The organism is Cupriavidus necator, from assembly GCF_016127575.1.
Lineage (GTDB): Bacteria > Pseudomonadota > Gammaproteobacteria > Burkholderiales > Burkholderiaceae > Cupriavidus > Cupriavidus necator_D.
The window spans coordinates 1,806,271-1,827,484 of the sequence record NZ_CP066018.1; the positions used below are offsets into that span (position 1 = coordinate 1,806,271).

The window sequence follows — 21,214 nt, forward strand, 5'->3', positions numbered from 1 at the left end:
CGCCTGCCGGTGCGGCGGCGCGATGAAACAACAAGACTGCATTCCTATCAGGAGTTAAGAAATGGCAAAGGAAAAGTTCGAGCGGACCAAGCCGCACGTGAACGTTGGTACGATTGGTCACGTTGACCATGGCAAGACCACGCTGACCGCAGCGATTGCCACGGTGCTGGCAGCCAAGTTTGGCGGTGCCGCCAAGAAGTACGACGAAATCGACGCAGCGCCGGAAGAAAAGGCACGCGGTATTACCATCAATACCGCGCACGTCGAGTACGAAACGGCCAACCGCCACTACGCGCACGTTGACTGCCCGGGCCACGCTGACTATGTGAAGAACATGATCACGGGTGCCGCCCAGATGGACGGCGCGATCCTGGTTTGCTCGGCTGCTGACGGCCCGATGCCGCAAACGCGTGAGCACATCCTGCTGGCCCGCCAGGTTGGCGTGCCGTACATCATCGTGTTCCTGAACAAGTGCGACATGGTGGACGACGCTGAACTGCTCGAGCTGGTCGAGATGGAAGTTCGCGAGCTGCTGTCGAAGTACGAGTTCCCCGGCGACGACACCCCGATCATCAAGGGTTCGGCCAAGCTGGCGCTGGAAGGCGACAAGGGCGAGCTGGGCGAAGTGGCCATCATGAACCTGGCCGACGCGCTGGACACCTACATCCCGACGCCGGAGCGTGCCGTTGACGGTACCTTCCTGATGCCTGTGGAAGACGTGTTCTCGATCTCGGGTCGCGGCACCGTGGTGACCGGCCGTATCGAGCGCGGCGTGGTGAAGGTCGGTGAGGAAATCGAAATCGTCGGTATCAAGCCGACGGTGAAGACCACCTGCACCGGCGTGGAAATGTTCCGCAAGCTGCTGGACCAGGGTCAAGCCGGCGACAACGTTGGCCTGCTGCTGCGCGGCACCAAGCGTGAAGACGTCGAGCGCGGCCAGGTGCTGTGCAAGCCGGGTTCGATCAAGCCGCACACCCACTTCACCGGCGAGGTGTACATCCTGTCGAAGGACGAAGGCGGCCGTCACACCCCGTTCTTCAACAACTACCGCCCGCAGTTCTACTTCCGTACCACCGACGTGACCGGCTCGATCGAGCTGCCGAAGGACAAGGAAATGGTCATGCCGGGTGACAACGTGTCGATCACCGTCAAGCTGATCGCCCCGATCGCCATGGAAGAAGGCCTGCGCTTCGCTATCCGCGAAGGTGGCCGTACCGTCGGCGCCGGCGTCGTGGCAAAGATCCTCGACTAAGCACTTCCTGGGACATGCCTGTCGGGCATGTCCCCATTCAACGGGCACGTTGCCCAATCGCTCTTTTAAGGAAATATCATGCAGAACCAGAAGATCCGTATCCGCCTGAAGGCTTTCGACTACCGCCTGATCGACCAGTCGGCCGCCGAAATCGTGGATACCGCCAAGCGTACCGGCGCAATCGTCAAGGGCCCGGTGCCCCTGCCGACCCGCATCCAGCGCTTCGACATCCTGCGTTCGCCGCACGTCAACAAGACCAGCCGCGATCAGTTTGAGATCCGCACGCACCAGCGCCTGATGGACATCGTCGACCCGACCGACAAGACGGTTGACGCGCTGATGAAGCTCGACCTGCCGGCAGGCGTGGACGTCGAGATCAAGGTGTAATCATGCTTCGGGCCGCGCCTGCGGCCTGCTGCAGCAAAACGGCGAACCGTATGGTTCGCCGTTTTTGTTTTCAAGGCTTGCATACAGCAGCCTTGCTCCCCGGATTGCTCCCCTGCCGCGCCAGCTACAGTTGCGCGATGAGCTGAGCGATCGCGGCGGCTGCCCGAAGCGGCAGCACTGAATTCACACAAGCCTAGCCCGCTCCGCGCCGCCGCAAGGTCTGCGCGGGGCACTCCCCGAACGCGCGCCGGTATTCCGCGCTGAACCGCCCCAGATGGGCAAAGCCCCAGCGCAGCGCGGCCGCGCTCACTGACGACACCGACGCGACGTTCAGCAGGTCGTGCCGCACGCGCTCCAGCCGCACCGTGCGCAGGTAGGCCATCGGCCCGGTGCCGCGATGCTCGCGGAAGCCGGCGAACAGGCTGCGTACGCTGACGCCGGCAACCTCGGCCAGCACGGCGGGGGTCAGCTCCGCCGCCGCGTTTGCGTGAATATATTCCTCCACCACTTTCACATGGCGCGGTGCCAGCGGCTTGCCGTGCTCGCGCACTGCATCCGACAGGCTGTGCGGCTGCGACGTCAGCAGCGTGCCGATCACCAGCTGTTCCAGCTGGCAGGCGGTCAGCGGATGGCGTGCGGTCTCGGGCGCGGTCGCCAGCATCGCGGCGAGATAGCGCATCAGCTCATACCACGCGCCGCTGCGCCAGGCCATGCCGAGCGCAAAGCGCAGCGGCCGCTCGGACCGCCGGCCCAGATGGGCCGCGCAGATGCGTTCCAGCGCACTGCGTTCGATGCGCACGATCAACTGGTCGTTGTCGGCGCTCCAGCGCATGGCCAGCGCATCGCTGGGCGTCAGCACCGAAGCGCAGTCGGGCGTGGAAACGATGTGCTGGTCGCCGCAGCGGATCTCGGCCTGTCCTTGCAGCGGCATCTGCACCAGCAGGAAGTCGCCGAGCGGGCCGGGGTCGATGGTGACGTCGGCGCCGTAGGCGAGGCGGTTGAACGAGACCGCGCCAAGCGGCGCATGATGCATGCGTGCCTGCAAGCGGGTGCCGCGTATCTCGAGCCGGTGCGGCTTGAACACGCGCCCGACGGCGGCGCGCGTCTCGGCCAGGTCGGTCGAGGCGAACACGCACCGGGCGGGATCGCCGAGCAGGGCGCTCGCCAGCGGTCCGGCGGCGGGGGGCAGCTGCATTGTCTCGCTCCTCTGGCGGGGCCGCGGCGCTGCCGGTGACCGTGCGCGCCGCTGATTCCGGGGCCGGCCCGGCATGACGGCCGGGGCACGGTTTCCCACGCGATCCACTATAGCGGATGGCCTCGCCGTCTGCGCTGCGGCGTTGACCGAGCCCGAAGTTTCCTGCACTAATCGGATAGCCGCTGCGCCCAGCGGCTAGTTTGCTGCGGTGCGGAGCCACCATTATGGAAGCCAGCACGGCAGTCCCACCAGACACCGGAAAGAGAACGACAAGGAGCGCAGGCCATGGGCCAGACCATCCAGATCCAGACCCCCGAAGGCAGTTTCAGCGGTTATCTCGCCACCCCGGCGGCAGGCAAGGGCCCGGGCATCGTGTTGTGCCAGGAGATCTTCGGCGTCAACGCGACCATGCGGCAGGTGGCGGACTACTACGCCGAGGAGGGCTATACGGTGCTGGTGCCCGACCTGTTCTGGCGCATCGCGCCCGGGATCGAGCTGACCGACCGCGGCGAGGACTTCCAGCGGGCGCTGGGCCTGTACCAGCAGTTCGACGAAGCCGCGGGCGTGCAGGATGTGGGCGCCGCGCTTGAAGCGCTGCGTGCGCGGCCGGAATGCGTCGGCCAGACCGGCGTGCTGGGCTTCTGCCTGGGCGGCAAGCTGGCCTACCTGGCGGCCTGCCGGCTGCCCGACGTGGCCTGTGCGGTGGCGTACTACGGCGTGGGCATCGAGCACGCGCTGGGCGAAGCCGCCAACGTGCGCGGCCGCCTGGTGCTGCATATCGCCGAGAAAGACGGATTCTGCCCGCCGCAGGCGCAGGCTGCGATCCGCGCAGCCCTGGCCGGGCGCGAGAACATCGAGGTCTACGTCTACGCTGGCGTCGACCATGCCTTTGCCCGCACCGGTGGCGAGCACTTCGACAAGCCCTCGGCGCTGATGGCGCACCAGCGCTCGATCGCGGCGCTGCGCGGTGAAATGGGTCCGCACTACGATTTCTCCGCGCTGTGGGACAAGCACTGCGAATACGAATTTGCCACCCGCGATGTCGACGCCACCATGGCGACGATGGTGCCGCAGCCCTATGTGAACCATATCCCGACCATGACCGGCGGGGTCGGCTACGCGCAGCTGCGGCGTTTCTACCAGCACCATTTCGTGCACAGCAATCCGCCCGACACCACGCTGATCCCGCTGTCGCGCACGGTCGGGGCCACGCAGATCGTCGACGAGATGCTGTTCTGCTTCACGCATAGCTGCGAGATCGACTGGATGCTGCCCGGCGTGCCGCCCACCGGCAAGCGCGTGGAGATCCCGCTGATCGCCATCGTCAAGTTCCGCGGCGACAAGCTGTACCACGAGCATATCTACTGGGACCAGGCCAGCGTGCTGGTGCAGATCGGCAAGCTGGATCCGGCGGGTTTGCCGGTCGCGGGCGTGGAGACCGCGCGCAAGCTGCTGGACGAGACCCTGCCGTCGAACACACTGATGGCGCGCTGGCAGCAGAGCGAAGGCAAATAGGCTGCGCCCGCCGCATCGATCCGGAACGGGCCCGCAGAGGCCCGCCCGCAACCATCGCCGGCTGTTGCCGGCACAGGAGACAAGCATGAAAGGACTGCAGGGCAAGGTGGCCATTGTCACCGGCGGCGCCACGCTGATCGGCGCCGGCGTGGCGCGGGCCTTTGTCGAGGCCGGCGCGCGCGTGGCGATCTTCGACATCGATGCCGCCAACGGCGAGCGCGTGGCCGCGCAGCTGGGGGCGAACGCGCTCTTCATCGCCACCGACATCACGCGTGACGAGCAGGTTCGCGATGCCGTGGCGCAGGTGGTGCAGCGCTTTGGCGGCGTGGACTGCCTGGTCAACCTGGCCTGCACCTATCTCGATGACGGCTTCCGCTCGAATCGTGCCGACTGGCTGGCGGCGCTCGACGTCAACGTGGTGTCGGGCGTGATGCTGGCGCAGGCGGTGCACCCGCATATGCGGGCGCGCGGCGGCGGTGCGATCGTCAATTTCACCAGCATCTCTGCCAACGTGGCGCAGACCGGGCGCTGGCTCTACCCGGTGTCGAAAGCCGCCATCGCGCAGCTGACGCGCAGCATGGCGATGGACCTGGCGCCGGACCGCATCCGCGTCAACGCGGTGTCGCCAGGCTGGACCTGGTGCCGGCTGATGGACGAGGTCAGCGGCGGCAACCGTGCCCGCACCGATGCGGTGGCCGCGCCGTTCCACCTGCTGGGCCGCGTCGGCGAGCCCGACGAGGTGGCCCAGGTGGTGCTCTTCCTCTGTTCCGACCATGCCAGCTTCGTCACCGGTGCCGACTATGCCGTCGACGGCGGCTATTCCGCCATGGGGCCGGAGCAGAACGTGCCCGCCATCGGCAAGCTGGCCGGCTGAACGCCGCCGAACGATCCTTCAGGAGAAAACGTCATGAGCCAACGCATCGCCATCGTCGGAGCTGGCCAGTCGGGCCTGCAAATGGCCCTCGGGCTGCAAGCCAACGGCTACCGGGTCACGCTGCTGTCCAACCGGACCCCCGAGCAGATCCGCGGCGGGAAAGTCATGTCCAGCCAGTGCATGTTCGACCGCGCGCTGCAGGCCGAGCGCGAGCTCGGGCTGAACTGGTGGGACGATGCCTGCCCGCCGGTGGAGGGCATCGGCCTGGCCGTGCCGCATCCCGAGCAGGCCAGTGCCCGCGCGATCGACTGGGCCGCGCCGCTGGACCGCCCGGCACAGGCGGTGGACCAGCGCCTGAAGATGCCCGCGTGGATGGAGGCCTTCGTTGCACGCGGCGGCGACCTGCGCATCGCCGATGTCGGCCCGGATGAACTGGAGGACCTGACCCGCGAGCATGACCTGGTGCTGCTGGCGGCCGGCAAGGGCGAGATCGTCAGCCGCTTCGAGCGCGATGCCTCCCGCAGCCCGTTCGACAAGCCGCAGCGCGCGCTGGCGCTGACATATGTGACCGGCATGCAGCCGCGCACGCCGTTCTCGCGGGTTTGCTTCAACCTGATCCCGGGCGTGGGTGAATACTTCGTCTTCCCCGCGCTGACGCTGTCGGGGCCGTGCGAGATCATGGTGTTCGAAGGCATCCCGGGCGGCCCGATGGACCGTTGGGCCGAGGCGCGCACGCCGGCGCAGCACCTGGCGGAAAGCCAGCGCATCCTGCAGACCTACCTGCCATGGGAGGCCGAGCGCTGTGAGCGGGTCGCGCTGACCGACGACAACGGCATCCTTGCCGGACGCTTCGCGCCAACGGTGCGCAAGCCGGTGCTGACGCTGCCGTCCGGGCGGCTGGTGTTCGGCATGGCCGATGCCGTGGTGGTCAACGACCCGATCACGGGGCAGGGTTCGAACAACGCAGCCAAATGCTGCAAGGTCTATCTCGATGCGATCCTGGCACGCGGCGACCAGCCCTTCGACCAGGACTGGATGGAGCGCACCTTCGACCAGTACTGGCAGTACGCGGGCGACGTGGTGGCGTGGACCAACTCGCTGCTGACCCCGCCGCCGCCGCATATCCTGGCGCTGCTGGGCGCCGCGGGGCAGGCGCCGGCACTGGCCGCGCGCATCGCCAACGGTTTCGACAATCCGCCGGACTATTTCCCGTGGTGGCTGGATCCACAGGCTTGCCACCAGCTGATCAACCAGTACGTCGCCGAGGCCGCCTGACATGCACGCCGCCACGCCCGCCACTTCCGTCCATGATCCCCGCGAACTGCGCCGGGTTTGCGGCCGCTATGCCACCGGCGTGGCCGTCATCGGCGCCTGCGGGGCGCAGGGCCGGCCCGTCGGCTTGACGGTGAACTCGTTTGCCTCGCTGTCGCTGGCGCCGCCGCTGATCCTGTGGAGCCTGGCGCTGCACTCGCCGAATGCGGGCCTGTTCGTGCCCGGCGCGCCTTTCGGCGTCAGCATCCTGCGCGCCGGCCATGGCGAACTGGCGCGCCGCTTCGCCACGCCGGTGGCGGACAAGTTCGCGGGCGTCGCCCACGGGCGCTGCGAGCGCGGCGTGCCCTACCTGGACGAAGCACTGGCGACCCTGGCCTGCCGCGTGGAGCGGGCCGACCCGGTAGGCGATCATCTGCTGATCGTCGGCGCCGTCGAGGCATACGAGGCAGGGGAGGGCGAACCGCTGGTATTCTATGGCGGCGATTTCGTGCGCCTCGCCGCCTGAGCAACCATCTCCCGGATGCGCTTCGCGGCACTTCAACTACCGCCCGTCGCCTCCACACCACACCCCAAGTCACGCAAGCGCCACTACTGCGGCACGCCTGCCTACAACACTGCAGGCGAATCCGCAATTCATATTGCCCTTTCCAAACCGCTGCGATATAGTGTAAGGCTACCCGTTTCCTCGGGTAGTGGGCTGGCCACTTTGGCCGCGCGCAGTCTTCTTTAGCGCAAGCCCACAGCAAACACAGTTTTCGTGTATCAATCAGCCCCGGCCAATCGCAGCTGGGAATGGAGCAAACCATGAGCCTTGGCCTTGTAGGTCGCAAGGTTGGCATGACCCGTATTTTCACGGACGACGGTGAAGCAATTCCCGTTACCGTGGTCGAGGTCGGCGACAACCGCGTGACGCAAATCAAGACGGACGAGACCGACGGTTATACCGCGGTTCAAGTCACCTTCGGCGCACGACGCGCAAGCCGCGTTACCAAGCCGCTGGCGGGTCATCTCGCCAAAGCCGGCGTGGAAGCCGGCGAAATCATCCGCGAATTCCGTATCGATGCAGCCAAGGCTGCCGAACTGCAAGCTGGCGGTTCGCTGTCGGTCGACCTGTTCGAAGTCGGTCAGAAGATCGACGTGCAGGGCGTGACCATCGGTAAGGGCTACGCCGGTACCATCAAGCGCTATCACTTCGCCTCCGGCCGTGCCACCCACGGTAACTCGCGCTCGCACAACGTGCCGGGCTCGATCGGTATGGCGCAGGATCCGGGCCGCGTGTTCCCGGGCAAGCGCATGACCGGTCACCTGGGCGATGTCACCCGCACCGTGCAGAACCTGGAAATCGCCAAGATCGACGCAGAGCGCAAGCTGCTGCTGGTCAAGGGCGCCATCCCCGGCTCCAAGAACGGCAAGGTCATCGTTACCCCGGCCGTCAAGGCCAAAGCCAAAGCTTAAGGAGCGCATGTAATGGAACTCAAGCTCCTCCAGGACAATGGCCAGATCGGCGCGGGCGTTGACGCTTCGCCCGAAGTGTTCGGCCGTGACTACAACGAAGCCCTCGTTCACCAGATCGTCGTCGCTTACCAGGCCAACGCTCGCAGCGGTAACCGTAAGCAGAAGGATCGTGAAGAGGTCAAGCACACGACCAAGAAGCCGTGGCGCCAGAAGGGTACGGGCCGTGCTCGTGCCGGTATGTCTTCCTCGCCGCTGTGGCGCGGGGGCGGCCGTATCTTCCCGAATTCGCCGGAAGAGAACTTCACCCAGAAGGTCAACAAGAAGATGTTCCGTGCCGGCATGCGCTCGATTTACTCGCAGCTCGCACGTGAAGGTCGTATCAACGTGGTGGACGGTTTCACTGTCGACGCGCCCAAGACCAAGCTCTTGGCCGACAAGTTCAAGGCCATGGGCCTGGACTCGGTGCTGATCATCACCGACAGCCTCGACGAAAACCTCTACCTGGCTTCGCGCAACCTGCCGCACGTGGCAGTTGTCGAGCCGCGCCAGGCTGATCCGCTGTCGCTCGTGCACTACAAGAAGGTGCTGGTGACCAAGGCAGCCGTCGCGCAGATCGAGGAGTTGCTGAAATGACGCAAGTAGCCAAGAACGATCATCGTTTGATGCAGGTGCTGCTCGCGCCGGTGGTTTCCGAAAAGGCAACCCTGGTCGCCGACAAGAATGAACAGGTCGTGTTCGAAGTGGCCCGCGATGCCAACAAGGCAGAAGTGAAGGCCGCCGTCGAACTGCTGTTCAAGGTCGAGGTGCAGTCCGTTCAGATCCTGAACCAGAAGGGCAAGCAGAAGCGTTTTGGCCGTTTCATGGGGCGTCGCAACCACGTGAAGAAGGCCTACGTTTCGCTGAAGCCGGGTCAGGAAATCAATTTTGAAGCGGAGGCCAAGTAATCATGGCACTCGTCAAGACCAAGCCGACTTCCCCGGGTCGTCGCTCGATGGTGAAGGTGGTCAACAAGGACCTTCACAAGGGCGCCCCGCACGCTCCGCTGCTGGAAAAGCAATTCCAGAAGTCGGGCCGTAACAACAACGGTCATATCACCACCCGCCACAAGGGCGGTGGTCATAAGCACCACTACCGCGTGGTCGACTTCAAGCGCAACGACAAGGACGGCATCCCCGCCCGCGTCGAGCGCCTGGAATACGATCCGAACCGCAGCGCCAATATCGCGCTGGTGCTGTTCGCCGACGGCGAGCGCCGCTACATCATCGCCACCAAGGGCATGGTTGCCGGCCAACCGCTGATGAACGGCTCGGAAGCGCCGATCAAGGCCGGTAACAACTTGCCGATCCGCAACATTCCGGTCGGTACCACGATCAACAACGTGGAAATGCTGCCTGGCAAGGGTTCGCAGATCGCACGTGCCGCCGGCGGTTCCGCCGTGCTGCTGGCTCGTGAAGGCCTGTACGCCCAGGTTCGCCTGCGCTCCGGTGAAGTGCGCCGCGTGCACATCGAGTGCCGCGCCACCATCGGTGAAGTGGGCAACGAAGAGCACAGCCTGCGCGTCATCGGCAAGGCCGGTGCGACCCGCTGGCGCGGTATCCGCCCGACGGTCCGTGGTGTCGTGATGAACCCGGTCGACCACCCGCACGGTGGTGGTGAAGGCAAGACCGCTGCTGGTCGCGATCCGGTTTCGCCGTGGGGTACCCCGGCCAAGGGTTACCGTACCCGCAGCAACAAGCGCACGGACAGCATGATCGTCCAGAAGCGCCACAAGCGTTAATCGGTAGGTAGGAGCTAAAGATATGACTCGTTCCGCTAAAAAGGGTCCGTTCTGCGACGCCCACCTGCTGAAGAAGGTGGAAGTCGCATCGAGCGGCAAGGACAAGAAGCCCATCAAGACTTGGTCGCGTCGCTCGACCATTCTGCCGGAGTTCATTGGCCTGACGATCGCCGTTCACAACGGCCGTCAACACGTGCCGGTGTACGTTACGGAAAACATGGTTGGCCACAAGCTCGGTGAATTTGCGATTACCCGCACGTTCAAGGGCCACGCGGCTGACAAGAAAGCGAAGAGGTAAGGTGCCATCATGGAAGTGAAAGCGATTCATCGCGGTGCCCGCATCTCCGCCCAGAAGACGCGCCTGGTCGCTGACCAGATCCGTGGTCTGCCGATCGAGCGCGCGCTCAATGTCCTGACGTTCAGCCCGAAAAAGGCTGCCGGGATCGTGAAGAAGGTGGTCGAATCGGCCATCGCCAACGCTGAGCACAACGAAGGCGCCGACATCGACGAACTGAAGGTCAAATCGATCTTCGTCGACAAGGCAACCTCGCTCAAGCGCTTCACCGCACGGGCGAAGGGCCGCGGCAACCGCATCGAGAAACAAACCTGTCACATCACTGTGACGCTCGGCAACTAAGGAGTCACGATGGGACAGAAGATTCATCCGACTGGCTTCCGCCTGGCTGTCAGCCGTAACTGGGCTTCGCGCTGGTACGCCAGCAACACGAAGTTCGCCGGCATGCTGAAGGAAGACATTGAAGTTCGAGACTTCCTGAAGAAGAAGCTGAAGAACGCATCGGTTGGCCGCGTCGTGATCGAGCGCCCCGCCCGCAATGCACGCATCACCATTTACAGCTCGCGTCCGGGCGTGGTGATCGGCAAAAAGGGTGAGGATATCGAACTGCTCAAGGCTGAACTGCAGCGTCGCATGGGCGTGCCCGTGCACGTGAACATCGAGGAAATCCGCAAGCCGGAAACCGATGCTCAGCTGATCGCCGATTCGATCACCCAGCAGCTCGAGCGCCGCATCATGTTCCGCCGCGCCATGAAGCGCGCCATGCAGAACGCGATGCGCCTGGGCGCCCAGGGTATCAAGATCATGAGCGCCGGCCGTCTGAACGGTATCGAAATCGCACGTACCGAGTGGTACCGCGAAGGCCGTGTGCCCCTGCACACCCTGCGCGCCGACATCGACTACGGCTTCTCCGAAGCAGAAACCACCTACGGCATCATCGGTGTCAAGGTGTGGGTCTACAAGGGTGATCACCTCGGCCGCAACGACGCGCCGGTGGTGGAAGAGCCGCAGGACGACCGTCGTCGTCGCCCGGGTCGTCCGGAAGGCCGCCGCCGTGAAGGCGAAGGCCGTCCGGGTGGCAACCGCCGCGGCGGTGCCGGTGCCGGTCGCCGCGCTGCGCCTGGCGCAGATGCGAAGAGTGGAGAATAACGATGCTGCAACCTAAGCGCAGAAAATACCGCAAGGAGCAGAAAGGCCGCAACACGGGTAAGGCTACCCGTGGTAACGCCGTGTCTTTCGGCGAATTCGGCCTGAAGGCCATGGGCCGTGGCCGCCTGACCGCTCGTCAGATCGAGTCGGCACGTCGTGCGATGACCCGCCACATCAAGCGTGGCGGCCGCATCTGGATCCGGATTTTCCCGGACAAGCCGATCTCGAAGAAGCCTGCCGAAGTCCGTATGGGTAACGGTAAGGGCAATCCGGAGTACTACGTGGCTGAAATCCAGCCGGGTAAGATGCTGTACGAAATGGATGGCGTGAGCGAAGACCTGGCACGTGAGGCGTTCCGCCTCGCGGCCGCCAAGCTGCCGATCGCCACCAATTTCGTGGTGCGCCAGGTCGGGACGTAAGGAGAGCAGGGATGAAAGCATCCGAACTTCGCGGCAAGGACGCCGCCGGGCTGAACCAGGAGCTCTCCGAGCTGCTGAAGGCCCAATTTAGCCTGCGCATGCAAAAGGCGACCCAACAGCTGCAGAACACCAGCCAGCTGAAGAAGGTTCGCAAGGACATCGCGCGTGTGCAAACCGTGCTGACTCAAAAGGCAAACGCGAAATGACTGAAGCTGCACAAACGGAAAAGTCGCTTCGCCGTACCCTGGTCGGCCGTGTCGTGAGCGACAAGATGGACAAGACCGTTACGGTCTTGGTGGAAAACCGCGTCAAGCATCCTCTGTACGGCAAGTACGTGCTGCGTTCGAAGAAGTACCACGCACACGACGAAGCCAACCAGTACAAGGAAGGCGACAAGGTCGAGATCCAGGAAGGCCGTCCGCTGTCGCGGACCAAGTCCTGGGTGGTTTCCCGGCTGGTAGAGGCTGCACGCGTCATCTAAGAACAACACGTTCTTAGCTTGACTTGCAAGTCCAGGATTATGTAGCTATAATCCTGGACTTCCGCTTTGTTGCGTTCGCCTTTGCATTACCACCCGGGCGGGCCTGTGAAGCGAGCCAGGACCGAGCGCCCTCAACAAATAGTTGAGATCGCGTGGTTCCTACCGACTTCAAAGTTGATCAACCCATACGGAGCTGGCGCAATGCCGGAGCCGACGGGACCAAGACTGACCGATGGGCGCTTTTTGCACCTGACGGATTAAGTTGGGAAGACAAACACCATGATTCAGACAGAAAGCCGGCTCGAAGTAGCCGATAACACTGGTGCGCGCGAAGTGCTGTGCATCAAGGTGCTGGGTGGCTCCAAGCGCCGCTACGCAAGCGTTGGCGACATCATCAAGGTGACCGTCAAGGACGCAGCGCCGCGCGGTCGCGTGAAGAAGGGCGACATCTACAACGCCGTCGTCGTGCGTACCGCCAAGGGCGTGCGCCGCGCTGACGGTTCGCTGATCAAGTTCGACGGCAACGCCGCCGTCCTGCTGAACAACAAGCTCGAGCCGATCGGCACCCGTATCTTCGGGCCGGTGACTCGTGAACTCCGTACCGAGCGCTTCATGAAGATCGTGTCGCTCGCTCCGGAAGTGCTGTAAGGAGCCGCCATGAACAAGATTCGCAAAGGCGACGAAGTCATTGTGCTGACCGGCAAGGACAAGGGCAAGCGCGGTACCGTGCAAGCCGTCCTGGGTGACAAGGTTGCGGTGCAAGGCGTGAACATCGCCAAGAAGCATGCCCGCCCGAACCCGATGCTGGGCACTACCGGTGGTGTGGTCGACAAGGTCATGCCCCTGCATATTTCCAACGTTGCGCTCGTGGATGCCAATGGCAAGCCGTCGCGCGTCGGCATCAAGGTGGAAGACGGCAAGCGCGTGCGCGTGCTGAAGACCACCGGCGCCGTCGTGGCAGCTTGATTCTGGGCACGTATAGGAGTTGAGCATGGCAGCACGTCTGCAAGAGTTTTACAAAGAACAGGTTGTGCCGAAGCTGATCGAACAGTTCGGCTACAAGTCGGTCATGGAAGTGCCGCGCATCACCAAGATCACCCTGAACATGGGTCTTGGCGAAGCCATCAATGACAAGAAGATCATTGAGAACGCCGTCGGCGACCTGACCAAGATCGCCGGTCAGAAGCCGGTCGTGACGAAGGCCAAGAAGGCTATCGCCGGCTTCAAGATCCGTCAGGGCTACCCCATCGGTGCGATGGTGACCCTGCGCGGCGAGCGCATGTTCGAATTCCTCGATCGTTTCGTTACCGTGGCCCTGCCGCGCGTGCGTGACTTCCGTGGTGTGTCGGGCCGGTCGTTCGACGGTCGTGGCAACTACAACATCGGTGTGAAAGAGCAGATCATTTTCCCCGAAATCGAGTACGACAAGATCGACGCACTGCGTGGTCTGAACATCAGCATCACGACGACGGCAAAGAACGACGAGGAAGCCAAGGCACTCCTCGGTGCGTTCAAGTTCCCGTTCCGCAATTAAGGGGTAACCGTGGCTAAACTGGCTCTGATTGAACGTGAGAAGAAGCGCGCCAAGCTGGTGGCGAAGTATGCCGCCAAGCGCGCCAACCTCAAGGCCATTATCGATGACCAAGAGAAGTCGGAAGAAGAGCGTTACAGCGCGCGTCTCGAGCTGCAACAGCTCCCGCGCAACGCGAACCCGACTCGCCAGCGTAACCGCTGCGCGATCACCGGTCGTCCCCGCGGTACCTTCCGCAAGTTTGGCCTGGCGCGTAACAAGATCCGCGAAATCGCCTTCAAGGGCGAAATCCCGGGTCTGACGAAAGCCAGCTGGTAATTACGCACAGGCTACAGGAGAAACAGTATGAGCATGAGCGATCCTATCGCCGATATGCTGACGCGCATCCGCAACGCCCAGGGCGTGCAGAAAGCGTCGGTTGTCATGCCGTCGTCGAAGCTGAAAGTGGCAATCGCCAAGGTCCTGAAGGACGAAGGCTACATCGACGACTACGCCGTCCAGGAAGATGGCGGCAAGGCACAACTGAGCATCGGTCTCAAGTACTACGCCGGCCGTCCGGTCATCGAGCGCATTGAGCGCGTCTCGAAGCCCGGCCTGCGCGTGTACAAGGGCCGCAGCGACATCCCGCAAGTGATGAACGGCCTGGGTGTGGCGATCATTTCGACCCCGCAGGGTCTGATGACCGACCGCAAGGCTCGCGCCACTGGCGTGGGCGGCGAAGTTCTCTGCTACGTCGCTTAAGGAGAGAACCATGTCCCGTGTAGGTAAGGCTCCCATCGCGCTCCCCAAGGGCGCGGAAGTGAACGTGGCGGCTGGCGTGCTCTCCGTAAAGGGCCCGCTCGGTACGCTGTCGCAGCCGATTCACAGCCTGGTCAAGGTCAATGTCGAGAACGACACGCTGACCTTCAGCCCGGCTGACGAATCGCGTGAAGCAAACGCTCTGCAGGGCACCATGCGTGCTCTGGTGGCCAACATGGTCAAGGGCGTAACCACCGGTTTCGAGCGCAAGCTGAACCTCGTCGGCGTGGGCTATCGTGCCCAGCTGCAAGGCGCTGCGCTGAAGCTCCAGCTTGGTTTCTCGCACGACGTGATCCATGAGATGCCGGAAGGCGTGAAGGCGGAAACGCCGACGCAGACCGAGATCATCATCAAGGGTGCGGACAAGCAGAAAGTCGGTCAGGTTGCCGCGGAAGTCCGCGCGTACCGCCCGCCTGAGCCCTACAAGGGCAAGGGTGTGCGTTACTCGGACGAGCGCGTCATCCTGAAGGAAACCAAGAAGAAGTAAGGGGTGCAATGATGAACAAGAAAGACGCTCGTTTGCGCCGTGCACGTCAGACCCGCGCCAAGATCGCGGAGATGAAAGTCAATCGTCTGACCGTGTTCCGTACGAATTCGCATATTTACGCCCAGGTTTTCTCGGAGTGCGGCACCAAGGTGCTGGCTTCCGCGTCGACCGCCGAGGTGGAAGTGCGCAAGGAACTGGATGGCAAGGGCGCTACCGCCGCTGCCGCCACCGTGGTTGGCAAGCGCATCGCCGAGAAGGCGAAGGCTGCCGGCGTGGAAACTGTCGCGTTCGATCGCGCCGGCTTCCGTTTCCATGGCCGCGTCAAGGCCCTGGCAGACGCCGCCCGCGAAGCCGGCCTGAAGTTCTAAGCGCATAGAGAGAGATACGTCATGGCAAAGATGCAAGCAAAAGTCCAACAGGACGAACGCGACGACGGCCTCCGCGAGAAGATGATCTCGGTCAACCGCGTCACCAAGGTGGTGAAGGGTGGCCGGATTCTCGGTTTCGCTGCGCTGACCGTGGTTGGTGACGGCGATGGCCGCATCGGCATGGGCAAGGGCAAGGCTAAGGAAGTGCCGGTTGCTGTTCAGAAGGCAATGGACGAAGCCCGTCGCAAGATGGTCAAGGTCTCGCTGAAGAACGGCACGCTGCAACATGAAGTCGTTGGCAAGCACGGCGCCGCCAAGGTGCTGATGATGCCCGCCAAGGAAGGTACCGGCGTGATCGCCGGCGGCCCGATGCGCGCGATCTTCGAAGTGATGGGCGTCACCAACGTGGTGACCAAGTCGCACGGCTCCACCAACCCGTACAACATGGTTCGTGCCACGCTGGACGGCCTTCAGAAGATGAGCACGCCGGGCGAAATCGCCGCAAAGCGTGGCAAGTCGGTCGAAGACATCCTGGGTTAAGGTGAACGCAATGTCGCAGAAAACCGTAAAAGTGCAACTCGTGCGCAGCCTGATCGGCACGCGCGAGGATCATCGCGCCACTGTTCGTGGCCTGGGCCTGCGCCGCATCAACTCGGTGTCGGAGCTGCAGGACACGCCCGCTGTGCGCGGCATGATCAACAAGGTCTCGTACCTGGTCAAGGTTCTGGCCTGATACCGGGAACTCGGAGAGCAAGATGCAACTGAACAACCTGAAACCGGCCGCCGGTTCGAAGCACGCCAAGCGTCGCGTCGGTCGCGGTATCGGCTCCGGCCTTGGCAAGACTGCCGGTCGCGGTCACAAGGGTCAGAAGTCGCGTTCGGGCGGCTTCCACAAGGTGGGCTTCGAAGGCGGTCAAATGCCGCTGTATCGTCGCCTGCCCAAGCGCGGCTTCACCTCGCTGACCAAGGCGTTCAACGCCGAAGTCACGCTGCGTGACATCGAGCGCCTGGAAGCGGCCGAAGTCGACCTGCTGGTCCTGAAGCAAGCTGGCCTGGTGGGCGAGCTGGTCAAGAGCGCCAAGGTCATCAAGGCTGGCGAACTGACCCGCAAGGTGACGATCAAGGGTCTGGGCGCCACCGCTGGCGCCAAGGCCGCGATCGAAGCCGCCGGCGGCCAGATCGCAGCCTGACAGGCATTTATCGCAGCATAGGCAGTTATAGTCGGAGCATCGTTTGGCCACGGCGAAACCCAATGCAAGCGCGCAAGCCAGGAACACGGCGAAGTACGGCGACCTCAAGCGCCGGCTGATGTTCCTGGTGCTGGCCCTGATCGTGTACCGCATCGGCGCTCATATTCCGGTGCCCGGTATCGATCCGGAGCAGCTTGCGAAGCTTTTCCAGAGTCAGTCGGGTGGCATCCTCGGGATGTTCAACCTGTTCTCGGGCGGGGCGCTGTCGCGCTTTACCGTCTTCGCGCTCGGCATCATGCCGTACATCTCGGCGTCGATCATCATGCAGTTGCTGACGATCGTGCTGCCGCAGCTGGAGGCGCTGAAGAAGGAAGGGCAGGCAGGGCAACGCAAGATCACGCAGTACACGCGCTACGGCACCGTGGTCCTGGCCACGTTCCAGGCGCTGTCGATTGCGGTGGCGCTGGAGTCGCAGCCTGGGCTGGTGCTGGATCCGGGCCTGATGTTCCGGGCCACGGCAGTGATTACGCTGGTGACCGGCACGATGTTCCTGATGTGGCTGGGTGAGCAGATCACCGAGCGTGGTCTGGGCAACGGCATCTCGATCATCATCTTCGGCGGTATCGCGGCGGGCCTGCCCAACGCGATCGGCGGACTGTTCGAACTGGTCCGCACGGGTTCCATGAGCATCATCGCGGCGATCTTCATCGTGGCGATCGTGATCGGTGTGACCTTCGCCGTGGTGTTCGTCGAGCGAGGCCAGCGCAAGATCCTGGTGAACTATGCCAAGCGTCAGGTCGGCAACAAGGTGTACGGCGGCCAGTCGTCGCACCTGCCGCTGAAGCTGAACATGGCAGGGGTGATTCCGCCGATCTTCGCATCGTCGATCATCCTGTTCCCGGCGACGATCGCGGGCTGGTTCACGTCCGATGCGACGGGCTCGGTTGGCGGGTTCATCAAGGACCTGGCTGCCACGCTGTCGCCGGGCCAGCCGGTCTACATCCTGCTGTACGCTGCTGCGATTGTATTTTTCTGCTTCTTCTACACGGCCCTGGTGTACAACAGCCGTGAAGTGGCAGACAACCTGAAGAAAAGCGGTGCCTTCATTCCGGGCATTCGTCCAGGCGAGCAGACGACGCGCTATATCGACAAGATTCTGGTGCGCCTGACGCTGGCTGGTGCGGTCTATATCACACTGGTCTGCCTGTTGCCGGAATTCCTGGTGCTGCGGTGGAACGTTCCGTTCTACTTTGGCGGAACCTCGCTGCTGATCATCGTGGTCGTCACGATGGACTTCATGGCTCAGGTTCAGTCTTACGTGATGTCGCAGCAATATGAGTCGCTGCTGAAGAAGGCGAATTTCAAGGGCAATCTGACCTTGCGCTGACTTCGGATCGGTACAGGCTAGGTATGGCAAAAGACGACGTCATCCAGATGCAGGGGGAGGTCCTGGAAAACCTTCCCAATGCGACGTTCCGGGTCAAGTTGGAAAATGGCCATGTAGTACTGGGCCATATCTCCGGCAAGATGCGAATGAACTACATCCGGATTCTTCCGGGTGACAAGGTGACGGTCGAGCTGACCCCATATGATCTGTCGCGCGCACGAATCGTCTTCCGGACGAAGTGAGCGAACAGGAATTGAAGGAAGAGGAAAATTATGAAAGTGCTGGCTTCTGTTAAGCGCATTTGCCGCAACTGCAAAATCATCAAGCGCAACGGTGTCGTGCGCGTGATCTGCTCGTCGGATCCCCGCCACAAGCAACGCCAAGGCTAATCGGAAAGAGGATTGACGAATGGCACGTATCGCAGGGGTTAACATCCCGAACCACAAGCACACCGAAATCGGCCTGACGGCCATTTATGGTGTCGGCCGCTCGCGCGCTCGCAAGATTTGCGAGGCCACCGGTGTACCGTTTGACAAGAAGGTCAAGGATCTGACCGACGCCGACCTGGAAAAGCTTCGTGACGAAGTGGGCAAGGTCACGGTCGAGGGTGACCTGCGTCGTGAAACCACGATGAACATCAAGCGTCTGATGGACCTTGGTTGCTATCGTGGCATGCGTCACCGCAAGGGCCTGCCCATGCGCGGTCAGCGTACCCGGACCAATGCCCGCACCCGCAAGGGTCCGCGCAAGGCCGGCGTGGCTCTGAAGAAGTAAAGCCGAAGGCAGAGGAAGAAACTAATGGCAAAAGGTCCGAATAACGCCGCTCGCGCGCGTAAAAAGGTCAAGAAGAACGTTGCCGACGGCATTGCGCACGTCCACGCCTCGTTCAACAACACCATCATCACGATCACCGACCGCCAGGGCAACGCCCTGTCGTGGGCGACCGCCGGTGGCCAGGGCTTCAAGGGTTCGCGCAAGTCGACCCCGTTCGCTGCCCAGGTTGCTGCCGAGAACGCCGGTCGCGTGGCGCAAGACCAGGGCATCAAGAACCTGGAAGTGCGCATCAAGGGCCCCGGCCCGGGTCGTGAATCGGCTGTCCGCGCGCTGAACGCGCTGGGCATCAAGATCGCGATCATCGAAGACGTCACGCCGATTCCGCACAACGGCTGCCGTCCGCCGAAGCGCCGCCGCATCTGAGCGTTGGTGTGTCCGGGCCCGGTGGGTTTACCTGCCGGTTTCGGATATGGTAGTATCGCGCGTTGACCTGCTGCATTTTAATGCGGCAGGTTTTCGTTTTGCGTCGAGGGAGTGTCTCTTGCGGCACATTCCCATGCCGGCGCACTGTAAATGCTTGCAGCGTCGTACCCGGCAACGGGGCGCGCTTAATAAGCCCACCGTCCGTCACGGTCTCCCCGGGTGCAGAATTGCACTGCGGAAGTACTGCGTTGACGGACTCGCGGCGCGTCTTGAAGGCGTCGCGATCGATCAAAGGAAGACAACGTGGCACGTTATACCGGCCCGAAGGCCAAACTTTCCCGCCGTGAAGGCACCGACCTGTTCCTGAAGAGCGCCCGTCGCTCGCTCGCCGACAAGTGCAAGCTGGACAGCAAGCCGGGCCAGCACGGCCGCACCTCGGGTGCACGCACCTCCGACTACGGCAACCAGCTGCGTGAAAAGCAGAAGGTCAAGCGCATCTATGGTGTGCTCGAGCGCCAGTTCCGCCGCTACTTCGCCGAAGCCGACCGCCGCAAGGGCAACACCGGCGAAAACCTGCTGCAACTGCTGGAATCGCGCCTGGACAACGTTGTGTACCGCATGGGCTTTGGCTCGACCCGCGCTGAAGCGCGCCAGCTGGTGTCGCACAAGGCGATCCTGGTGAACGGTCAGACCCTGAACGTGCCGTCGGCCCAGATCAAGTCTGGCGACGTCGTCACCATCCGCGAACAGTCGAAGAAGCAAGTCCGTATCGCTGAAGCGCTGTCGCTGGCCGAGCAGTCGGGCTTCCCGACCTGGGTGGCGGTGGATTCGAAGAAGTTCGAAGGTACCTTCAAGCAAGTGCCGGATCGCGCCGATATCTCGGGCGACATCAACGAAAGCCTGATCGTCGAACTGTACTCGCGTTAATCACGCGAGCGGAACGGCCCAGAGCTTGCGTTCGCCGCAAAGCTTCCCTTCCAGCCCGACGCGCTGTACGCGCGGTCGGGCTTCGCCCATCTCGCGATGGGATTTTCAGGTTCCAAACGTCAGCCTTATCGGTGTAACGAGCCGAGGGTATTGAAAAGGACAACCTAATGCAAACAGCACTCCTCAAGCCAAAAATCATCGCCGTCGAGCCTCTGGGCGACCATCACGCCAAAGTCGTGATGGAGCCGTTCGAGCGCGGCTACGGCCATACGCTCGGTAACGCCCTGCGTCGCGTGCTGCTGTCGTCGATGGTCGGCTATGCACCGACCGAAGTCACGATCGCTGGGGTGGTCCACGAGTATTCCACCATCGACGGCGTGCAGGAAGACGTCGTCAACCTGCTGCTCAATCTGAAGGGCGTGGTGTTCAAGCTGCACAACCGCGACGAAGTCACGGTGTCGCTGCGCAAGGATGGCGAAGGCGTGGTCACGGCTGCCGATATCGAGCTGCCGCACGACGTCGAGATCATCAACCCGAACCACGTGATCGCCCATCTGTCCGCCGGCGGCAAGCTGGACATGCAGATCAAGGTCGAGCAAGGCCGCGGCTATGTGCCGGGCAACGTGCGCAAGTTCGGCGACGAGTCGGGCAAGGTCATCGGCCGCATCGTGCTGGACGCTTCGTTCTCGCCGGTGCGCCGCGTCTCGTACGCGGTTGAATCCGCTCGCGTGGAACAGCGTACCGACCTGGACAAGCTGGTGATGAACATCGAAACCGACGGCGTGATCTCGCCCGAGGAAGCGATCCGCCAGTCGGCCCGCATCCTGGTCGACCAGCTGTCCGTGTTCGCCGCGCTGGAAGGCACCGAGTCGGCAGCCGAGGCTGCATCGAGCCGCACGCCGCAGATCGATCCGATCCTGCTGCGCCCGGTCGACGACCTGGAGCTGACGGTGCGTTCGGCCAACTGCCTGAAGGCCGAGAACATCTACTACATCGGCGACCTGATCCAGCGTACCGAGAACGAACTGCTCAAGACCCCGAACCTGGGTCGCAAGTCGCTCAACGAGATCAAGGAAGTCCTCGCATCGCGTGGCCTGACCCTTGGCATGAAGCTCGAGAACTGGCCGCCCGCAGGTCTGGAGAAGTAATTGTGGCGCGGGGCATTGGTCCCGCACCGCGGTAACCGCCCTGGCTTCGTGCCAGGACTCGTATGACTACCGGCCCGCGTCCAGCCGCATCGGACGATAGAAGAGCTGGT

The 21,214-nt window shown here is 63.0% G+C and carries 34 protein-coding genes; 33 read left to right on the plus strand and 1 reads right to left on the minus strand.

The window, feature by feature from the left end:
- The first annotated feature begins 61 nt into the window (after window positions 1–61).
- Together tuf and rpsJ are read left to right on the plus strand one after the other, a co-directional pair.
- The gene (gene tuf, locus I6H87_RS08355) at window positions 62–1,252 is read left to right on the plus strand and encodes an elongation factor Tu (RefSeq protein WP_010810470.1); all 1,191 of its coding nucleotides are present in this window, start codon (window positions 62–64) and stop codon (window positions 1,250–1,252) included.
- 78 nt (window positions 1,253–1,330) lie between these two features.
- Entirely contained in the window at window positions 1,331–1,639 is a 309-nt protein-coding gene (gene rpsJ, locus I6H87_RS08360; RefSeq protein ID WP_006160488.1) for a 30S ribosomal protein S10, read from the plus strand.
- Between the two features lie 193 nt (window positions 1,640–1,832).
- Here the strand turns inward: rpsJ and I6H87_RS08365 are convergent, their stop codons facing one another.
- Window positions 1,833–2,834, minus strand: coding sequence for an AraC family transcriptional regulator (locus I6H87_RS08365; RefSeq protein ID WP_011616164.1), 1,002 nt, complete (start codon window positions 2,832–2,834; stop codon window positions 1,833–1,835).
- A 285-nt stretch (window positions 2,835–3,119) separates the two neighbouring features.
- On the opposite strand from I6H87_RS08365, the gene I6H87_RS08370 reads away from it, so the two are divergent.
- The 31 genes from I6H87_RS08370 to I6H87_RS08520 all read left to right on the plus strand — a co-directional run bounded on the left by I6H87_RS08370 (window position 3,120) and on the right by I6H87_RS08520 (window position 21,104).
- The gene (locus I6H87_RS08370; protein WP_011616163.1) at window positions 3,120–4,349 is read left to right on the plus strand and encodes a dienelactone hydrolase family protein; all 1,230 of its coding nucleotides are present in this window, start codon (window positions 3,120–3,122) and stop codon (window positions 4,347–4,349) included.
- 85 nt (window positions 4,350–4,434) lie between these two features.
- Window positions 4,435–5,223 (plus strand): SDR family oxidoreductase, encoded by a 789-nt coding sequence (locus I6H87_RS08375; RefSeq protein WP_010812400.1) that lies wholly within the window; start codon window positions 4,435–4,437, stop codon window positions 5,221–5,223.
- Between the two features lie 33 nt (window positions 5,224–5,256).
- Window positions 5,257–6,498, plus strand: coding sequence for a styrene monooxygenase/indole monooxygenase family protein (locus I6H87_RS08380; RefSeq protein WP_011616162.1), 1,242 nt, complete (start codon window positions 5,257–5,259; stop codon window positions 6,496–6,498).
- A gap of 1 nt (window position 6,499) precedes the next feature.
- The gene (locus I6H87_RS08385) at window positions 6,500–7,000 is read left to right on the plus strand and encodes a flavin reductase family protein (protein WP_011616161.1); all 501 of its coding nucleotides are present in this window, start codon (window positions 6,500–6,502) and stop codon (window positions 6,998–7,000) included.
- A gap of 299 nt (window positions 7,001–7,299) precedes the next feature.
- Window positions 7,300–7,950: a 50S ribosomal protein L3 gene (rplC, locus tag I6H87_RS08390; RefSeq protein ID WP_010812397.1), complete on the plus strand. Its 651-nt coding sequence runs from the start codon at window positions 7,300–7,302 to the stop codon at window positions 7,948–7,950.
- Window positions 7,951–7,962: 12 nt separating this feature from the next.
- Window positions 7,963–8,583, plus strand: coding sequence for a 50S ribosomal protein L4 (rplD, locus tag I6H87_RS08395; protein ID WP_010812396.1), 621 nt, complete (start codon window positions 7,963–7,965; stop codon window positions 8,581–8,583).
- Window positions 8,580–8,894, plus strand: coding sequence for a 50S ribosomal protein L23 (gene rplW, locus I6H87_RS08400; RefSeq protein WP_006576245.1), 315 nt, complete (start codon window positions 8,580–8,582; stop codon window positions 8,892–8,894). The genes rplD and rplW overlap by 4 nt, the downstream gene beginning before the upstream one ends.
- Before the next feature lie 2 nt (window positions 8,895–8,896).
- On the plus strand, window positions 8,897–9,727 hold the full coding sequence (gene rplB, locus I6H87_RS08405; RefSeq protein WP_010812395.1) for a 50S ribosomal protein L2: 831 nt from the start codon (window positions 8,897–8,899) through the stop codon (window positions 9,725–9,727).
- A 22-nt stretch (window positions 9,728–9,749) separates the two neighbouring features.
- On the plus strand, window positions 9,750–10,025 hold the full coding sequence (gene rpsS, locus I6H87_RS08410) for a 30S ribosomal protein S19 (protein ID WP_010812394.1): 276 nt from the start codon (window positions 9,750–9,752) through the stop codon (window positions 10,023–10,025).
- A 9-nt stretch (window positions 10,026–10,034) separates the two neighbouring features.
- Window positions 10,035–10,364, plus strand: a complete 330-nt coding sequence (rplV, locus tag I6H87_RS08415) for a 50S ribosomal protein L22 (RefSeq protein WP_010812393.1) — start codon at window positions 10,035–10,037, stop codon at window positions 10,362–10,364.
- 9 nt (window positions 10,365–10,373) lie between these two features.
- The gene (gene rpsC / locus I6H87_RS08420; protein WP_010812392.1) at window positions 10,374–11,171 is read left to right on the plus strand and encodes a 30S ribosomal protein S3; all 798 of its coding nucleotides are present in this window, start codon (window positions 10,374–10,376) and stop codon (window positions 11,169–11,171) included.
- Between the two features lie 2 nt (window positions 11,172–11,173).
- Window positions 11,174–11,590: a 50S ribosomal protein L16 gene (gene rplP, locus I6H87_RS08425; RefSeq protein WP_010812391.1), complete on the plus strand. Its 417-nt coding sequence runs from the start codon at window positions 11,174–11,176 to the stop codon at window positions 11,588–11,590.
- An 11-nt stretch (window positions 11,591–11,601) separates the two neighbouring features.
- Entirely contained in the window at window positions 11,602–11,796 is a 195-nt protein-coding gene (gene rpmC, locus I6H87_RS08430; RefSeq protein ID WP_010812390.1) for a 50S ribosomal protein L29, read from the plus strand.
- Complete coding sequence (gene rpsQ, locus I6H87_RS08435; RefSeq protein WP_010812389.1) at window positions 11,793–12,071, plus strand: 30S ribosomal protein S17; 279 nt, start codon at window positions 11,793–11,795, stop codon at window positions 12,069–12,071. The genes rpmC and rpsQ overlap by 4 nt, the downstream gene beginning before the upstream one ends.
- A gap of 279 nt (window positions 12,072–12,350) precedes the next feature.
- The gene (gene rplN, locus I6H87_RS08440) at window positions 12,351–12,719 is read left to right on the plus strand and encodes a 50S ribosomal protein L14 (RefSeq protein ID WP_010812388.1); all 369 of its coding nucleotides are present in this window, start codon (window positions 12,351–12,353) and stop codon (window positions 12,717–12,719) included.
- Between the two features lie 9 nt (window positions 12,720–12,728).
- Window positions 12,729–13,037, plus strand: coding sequence for a 50S ribosomal protein L24 (gene rplX / locus I6H87_RS08445; RefSeq protein ID WP_010812387.1), 309 nt, complete (start codon window positions 12,729–12,731; stop codon window positions 13,035–13,037).
- Between the two features lie 25 nt (window positions 13,038–13,062).
- On the plus strand, window positions 13,063–13,605 hold the full coding sequence (gene rplE, locus I6H87_RS08450) for a 50S ribosomal protein L5 (protein ID WP_010812386.1): 543 nt from the start codon (window positions 13,063–13,065) through the stop codon (window positions 13,603–13,605).
- A 9-nt stretch (window positions 13,606–13,614) separates the two neighbouring features.
- Entirely contained in the window at window positions 13,615–13,920 is a 306-nt protein-coding gene (rpsN, locus tag I6H87_RS08455; RefSeq protein WP_010812385.1) for a 30S ribosomal protein S14, read from the plus strand.
- A 27-nt stretch (window positions 13,921–13,947) separates the two neighbouring features.
- On the plus strand, window positions 13,948–14,343 hold the full coding sequence (gene rpsH, locus I6H87_RS08460; protein WP_010812384.1) for a 30S ribosomal protein S8: 396 nt from the start codon (window positions 13,948–13,950) through the stop codon (window positions 14,341–14,343).
- A gap of 10 nt (window positions 14,344–14,353) precedes the next feature.
- The gene (gene rplF / locus I6H87_RS08465) at window positions 14,354–14,887 is read left to right on the plus strand and encodes a 50S ribosomal protein L6 (protein WP_010812383.1); all 534 of its coding nucleotides are present in this window, start codon (window positions 14,354–14,356) and stop codon (window positions 14,885–14,887) included.
- An 11-nt stretch (window positions 14,888–14,898) separates the two neighbouring features.
- A complete protein-coding gene (gene rplR / locus I6H87_RS08470) occupies window positions 14,899–15,255 on the plus strand; it encodes a 50S ribosomal protein L18 (RefSeq protein ID WP_010812382.1) in 357 nt (118 codons plus the stop codon).
- Window positions 15,256–15,276: 21 nt separating this feature from the next.
- Window positions 15,277–15,795, plus strand: coding sequence for a 30S ribosomal protein S5 (rpsE, locus tag I6H87_RS08475; RefSeq protein WP_006160449.1), 519 nt, complete (start codon window positions 15,277–15,279; stop codon window positions 15,793–15,795).
- Window positions 15,796–15,805: 10 nt separating this feature from the next.
- Complete coding sequence (rpmD, locus tag I6H87_RS08480; protein ID WP_010812381.1) at window positions 15,806–15,988, plus strand: 50S ribosomal protein L30; 183 nt, start codon at window positions 15,806–15,808, stop codon at window positions 15,986–15,988.
- Between the two features lie 22 nt (window positions 15,989–16,010).
- Complete coding sequence (rplO, locus tag I6H87_RS08485) at window positions 16,011–16,445, plus strand: 50S ribosomal protein L15 (protein WP_010812380.1); 435 nt, start codon at window positions 16,011–16,013, stop codon at window positions 16,443–16,445.
- Between the two features lie 43 nt (window positions 16,446–16,488).
- Entirely contained in the window at window positions 16,489–17,832 is a 1,344-nt protein-coding gene (secY, locus tag I6H87_RS08490; RefSeq protein ID WP_010812379.1) for a preprotein translocase subunit SecY, read from the plus strand.
- Between the two features lie 23 nt (window positions 17,833–17,855).
- The gene (gene infA, locus I6H87_RS08495; protein ID WP_010812378.1) at window positions 17,856–18,074 is read left to right on the plus strand and encodes a translation initiation factor IF-1; all 219 of its coding nucleotides are present in this window, start codon (window positions 17,856–17,858) and stop codon (window positions 18,072–18,074) included.
- Window positions 18,075–18,104: 30 nt separating this feature from the next.
- Window positions 18,105–18,221, plus strand: a complete 117-nt coding sequence (gene rpmJ / locus I6H87_RS08500; protein ID WP_008642959.1) for a 50S ribosomal protein L36 — start codon at window positions 18,105–18,107, stop codon at window positions 18,219–18,221.
- A gap of 19 nt (window positions 18,222–18,240) precedes the next feature.
- On the plus strand, window positions 18,241–18,606 hold the full coding sequence (gene rpsM / locus I6H87_RS08505) for a 30S ribosomal protein S13 (RefSeq protein WP_010812377.1): 366 nt from the start codon (window positions 18,241–18,243) through the stop codon (window positions 18,604–18,606).
- Window positions 18,607–18,630: 24 nt separating this feature from the next.
- The gene (gene rpsK / locus I6H87_RS08510; protein ID WP_010812376.1) at window positions 18,631–19,029 is read left to right on the plus strand and encodes a 30S ribosomal protein S11; all 399 of its coding nucleotides are present in this window, start codon (window positions 18,631–18,633) and stop codon (window positions 19,027–19,029) included.
- Window positions 19,030–19,332: 303 nt separating this feature from the next.
- Window positions 19,333–19,956 carry a 30S ribosomal protein S4 gene (gene rpsD / locus I6H87_RS08515; RefSeq protein WP_010812375.1) on the plus strand — a complete coding sequence of 208 codons (624 nt, stop codon included), beginning with the start codon at window positions 19,333–19,335 and terminating at the stop codon, window positions 19,954–19,956.
- A 167-nt stretch (window positions 19,957–20,123) separates the two neighbouring features.
- On the plus strand, window positions 20,124–21,104 hold the full coding sequence (locus I6H87_RS08520; RefSeq protein WP_010812374.1) for a DNA-directed RNA polymerase subunit alpha: 981 nt from the start codon (window positions 20,124–20,126) through the stop codon (window positions 21,102–21,104).
- Window positions 21,105–21,214: the final 110 nt, after the last annotated feature.

Coding starts and splice junctions, on each gene's coding strand:
- I6H87_RS08365 (WP_011616164.1), bottom strand. CDS start 2,834: ATGCAGCTGCCCCCCGCCGCCGGACCGCTGGCGAGCGCCCTGCTCGGC.
- rplP (WP_010812391.1), top strand. CDS start 11,174: ATGCTGCAACCTAAGCGCAGAAAATACCGCAAGGAGCAGAAAGGCCGC.
- rpsC (WP_010812392.1), top strand. CDS start 10,374: ATGGGACAGAAGATTCATCCGACTGGCTTCCGCCTGGCTGTCAGCCGT.
- rpsM (WP_010812377.1), top strand. CDS start 18,241: ATGGCACGTATCGCAGGGGTTAACATCCCGAACCACAAGCACACCGAA.
- rplB (WP_010812395.1), top strand. CDS start 8,897: ATGGCACTCGTCAAGACCAAGCCGACTTCCCCGGGTCGTCGCTCGATG.
- rpsQ (WP_010812389.1), top strand. CDS start 11,793: ATGACTGAAGCTGCACAAACGGAAAAGTCGCTTCGCCGTACCCTGGTC.
- infA (WP_010812378.1), top strand. CDS start 17,856: ATGGCAAAAGACGACGTCATCCAGATGCAGGGGGAGGTCCTGGAAAAC.
- rpsJ (WP_006160488.1), top strand. CDS start 1,331: ATGCAGAACCAGAAGATCCGTATCCGCCTGAAGGCTTTCGACTACCGC.
- I6H87_RS08520 (WP_010812374.1), top strand. CDS start 20,124: ATGCAAACAGCACTCCTCAAGCCAAAAATCATCGCCGTCGAGCCTCTG.
- rpmD (WP_010812381.1), top strand. CDS start 15,806: ATGTCGCAGAAAACCGTAAAAGTGCAACTCGTGCGCAGCCTGATCGGC.
- rplF (WP_010812383.1), top strand. CDS start 14,354: ATGTCCCGTGTAGGTAAGGCTCCCATCGCGCTCCCCAAGGGCGCGGAA.
- rplR (WP_010812382.1), top strand. CDS start 14,899: ATGAACAAGAAAGACGCTCGTTTGCGCCGTGCACGTCAGACCCGCGCC.
- rpsS (WP_010812394.1), top strand. CDS start 9,750: ATGACTCGTTCCGCTAAAAAGGGTCCGTTCTGCGACGCCCACCTGCTG.
- rplC (WP_010812397.1), top strand. CDS start 7,300: ATGAGCCTTGGCCTTGTAGGTCGCAAGGTTGGCATGACCCGTATTTTC.
- rpmC (WP_010812390.1), top strand. CDS start 11,602: ATGAAAGCATCCGAACTTCGCGGCAAGGACGCCGCCGGGCTGAACCAG.
- rplD (WP_010812396.1), top strand. CDS start 7,963: ATGGAACTCAAGCTCCTCCAGGACAATGGCCAGATCGGCGCGGGCGTT.
- I6H87_RS08380 (WP_011616162.1), top strand. CDS start 5,257: ATGAGCCAACGCATCGCCATCGTCGGAGCTGGCCAGTCGGGCCTGCAA.
- rpsH (WP_010812384.1), top strand. CDS start 13,948: ATGAGCATGAGCGATCCTATCGCCGATATGCTGACGCGCATCCGCAAC.
- I6H87_RS08375 (WP_010812400.1), top strand. CDS start 4,435: ATGAAAGGACTGCAGGGCAAGGTGGCCATTGTCACCGGCGGCGCCACG.
- rpmJ (WP_008642959.1), top strand. CDS start 18,105: ATGAAAGTGCTGGCTTCTGTTAAGCGCATTTGCCGCAACTGCAAAATC.
- tuf (WP_010810470.1), top strand. CDS start 62: ATGGCAAAGGAAAAGTTCGAGCGGACCAAGCCGCACGTGAACGTTGGT.
- I6H87_RS08370 (WP_011616163.1), top strand. CDS start 3,120: ATGGGCCAGACCATCCAGATCCAGACCCCCGAAGGCAGTTTCAGCGGT.
- rplO (WP_010812380.1), top strand. CDS start 16,011: ATGCAACTGAACAACCTGAAACCGGCCGCCGGTTCGAAGCACGCCAAG.
- rplX (WP_010812387.1), top strand. CDS start 12,729: ATGAACAAGATTCGCAAAGGCGACGAAGTCATTGTGCTGACCGGCAAG.
- rplV (WP_010812393.1), top strand. CDS start 10,035: ATGGAAGTGAAAGCGATTCATCGCGGTGCCCGCATCTCCGCCCAGAAG.
- rpsE (WP_006160449.1), top strand. CDS start 15,277: ATGGCAAAGATGCAAGCAAAAGTCCAACAGGACGAACGCGACGACGGC.
- rplE (WP_010812386.1), top strand. CDS start 13,063: ATGGCAGCACGTCTGCAAGAGTTTTACAAAGAACAGGTTGTGCCGAAG.
- rpsK (WP_010812376.1), top strand. CDS start 18,631: ATGGCAAAAGGTCCGAATAACGCCGCTCGCGCGCGTAAAAAGGTCAAG.
- rplW (WP_006576245.1), top strand. CDS start 8,580: ATGACGCAAGTAGCCAAGAACGATCATCGTTTGATGCAGGTGCTGCTC.
- I6H87_RS08385 (WP_011616161.1), top strand. CDS start 6,500: ATGCACGCCGCCACGCCCGCCACTTCCGTCCATGATCCCCGCGAACTG.
- rplN (WP_010812388.1), top strand. CDS start 12,351: ATGATTCAGACAGAAAGCCGGCTCGAAGTAGCCGATAACACTGGTGCG.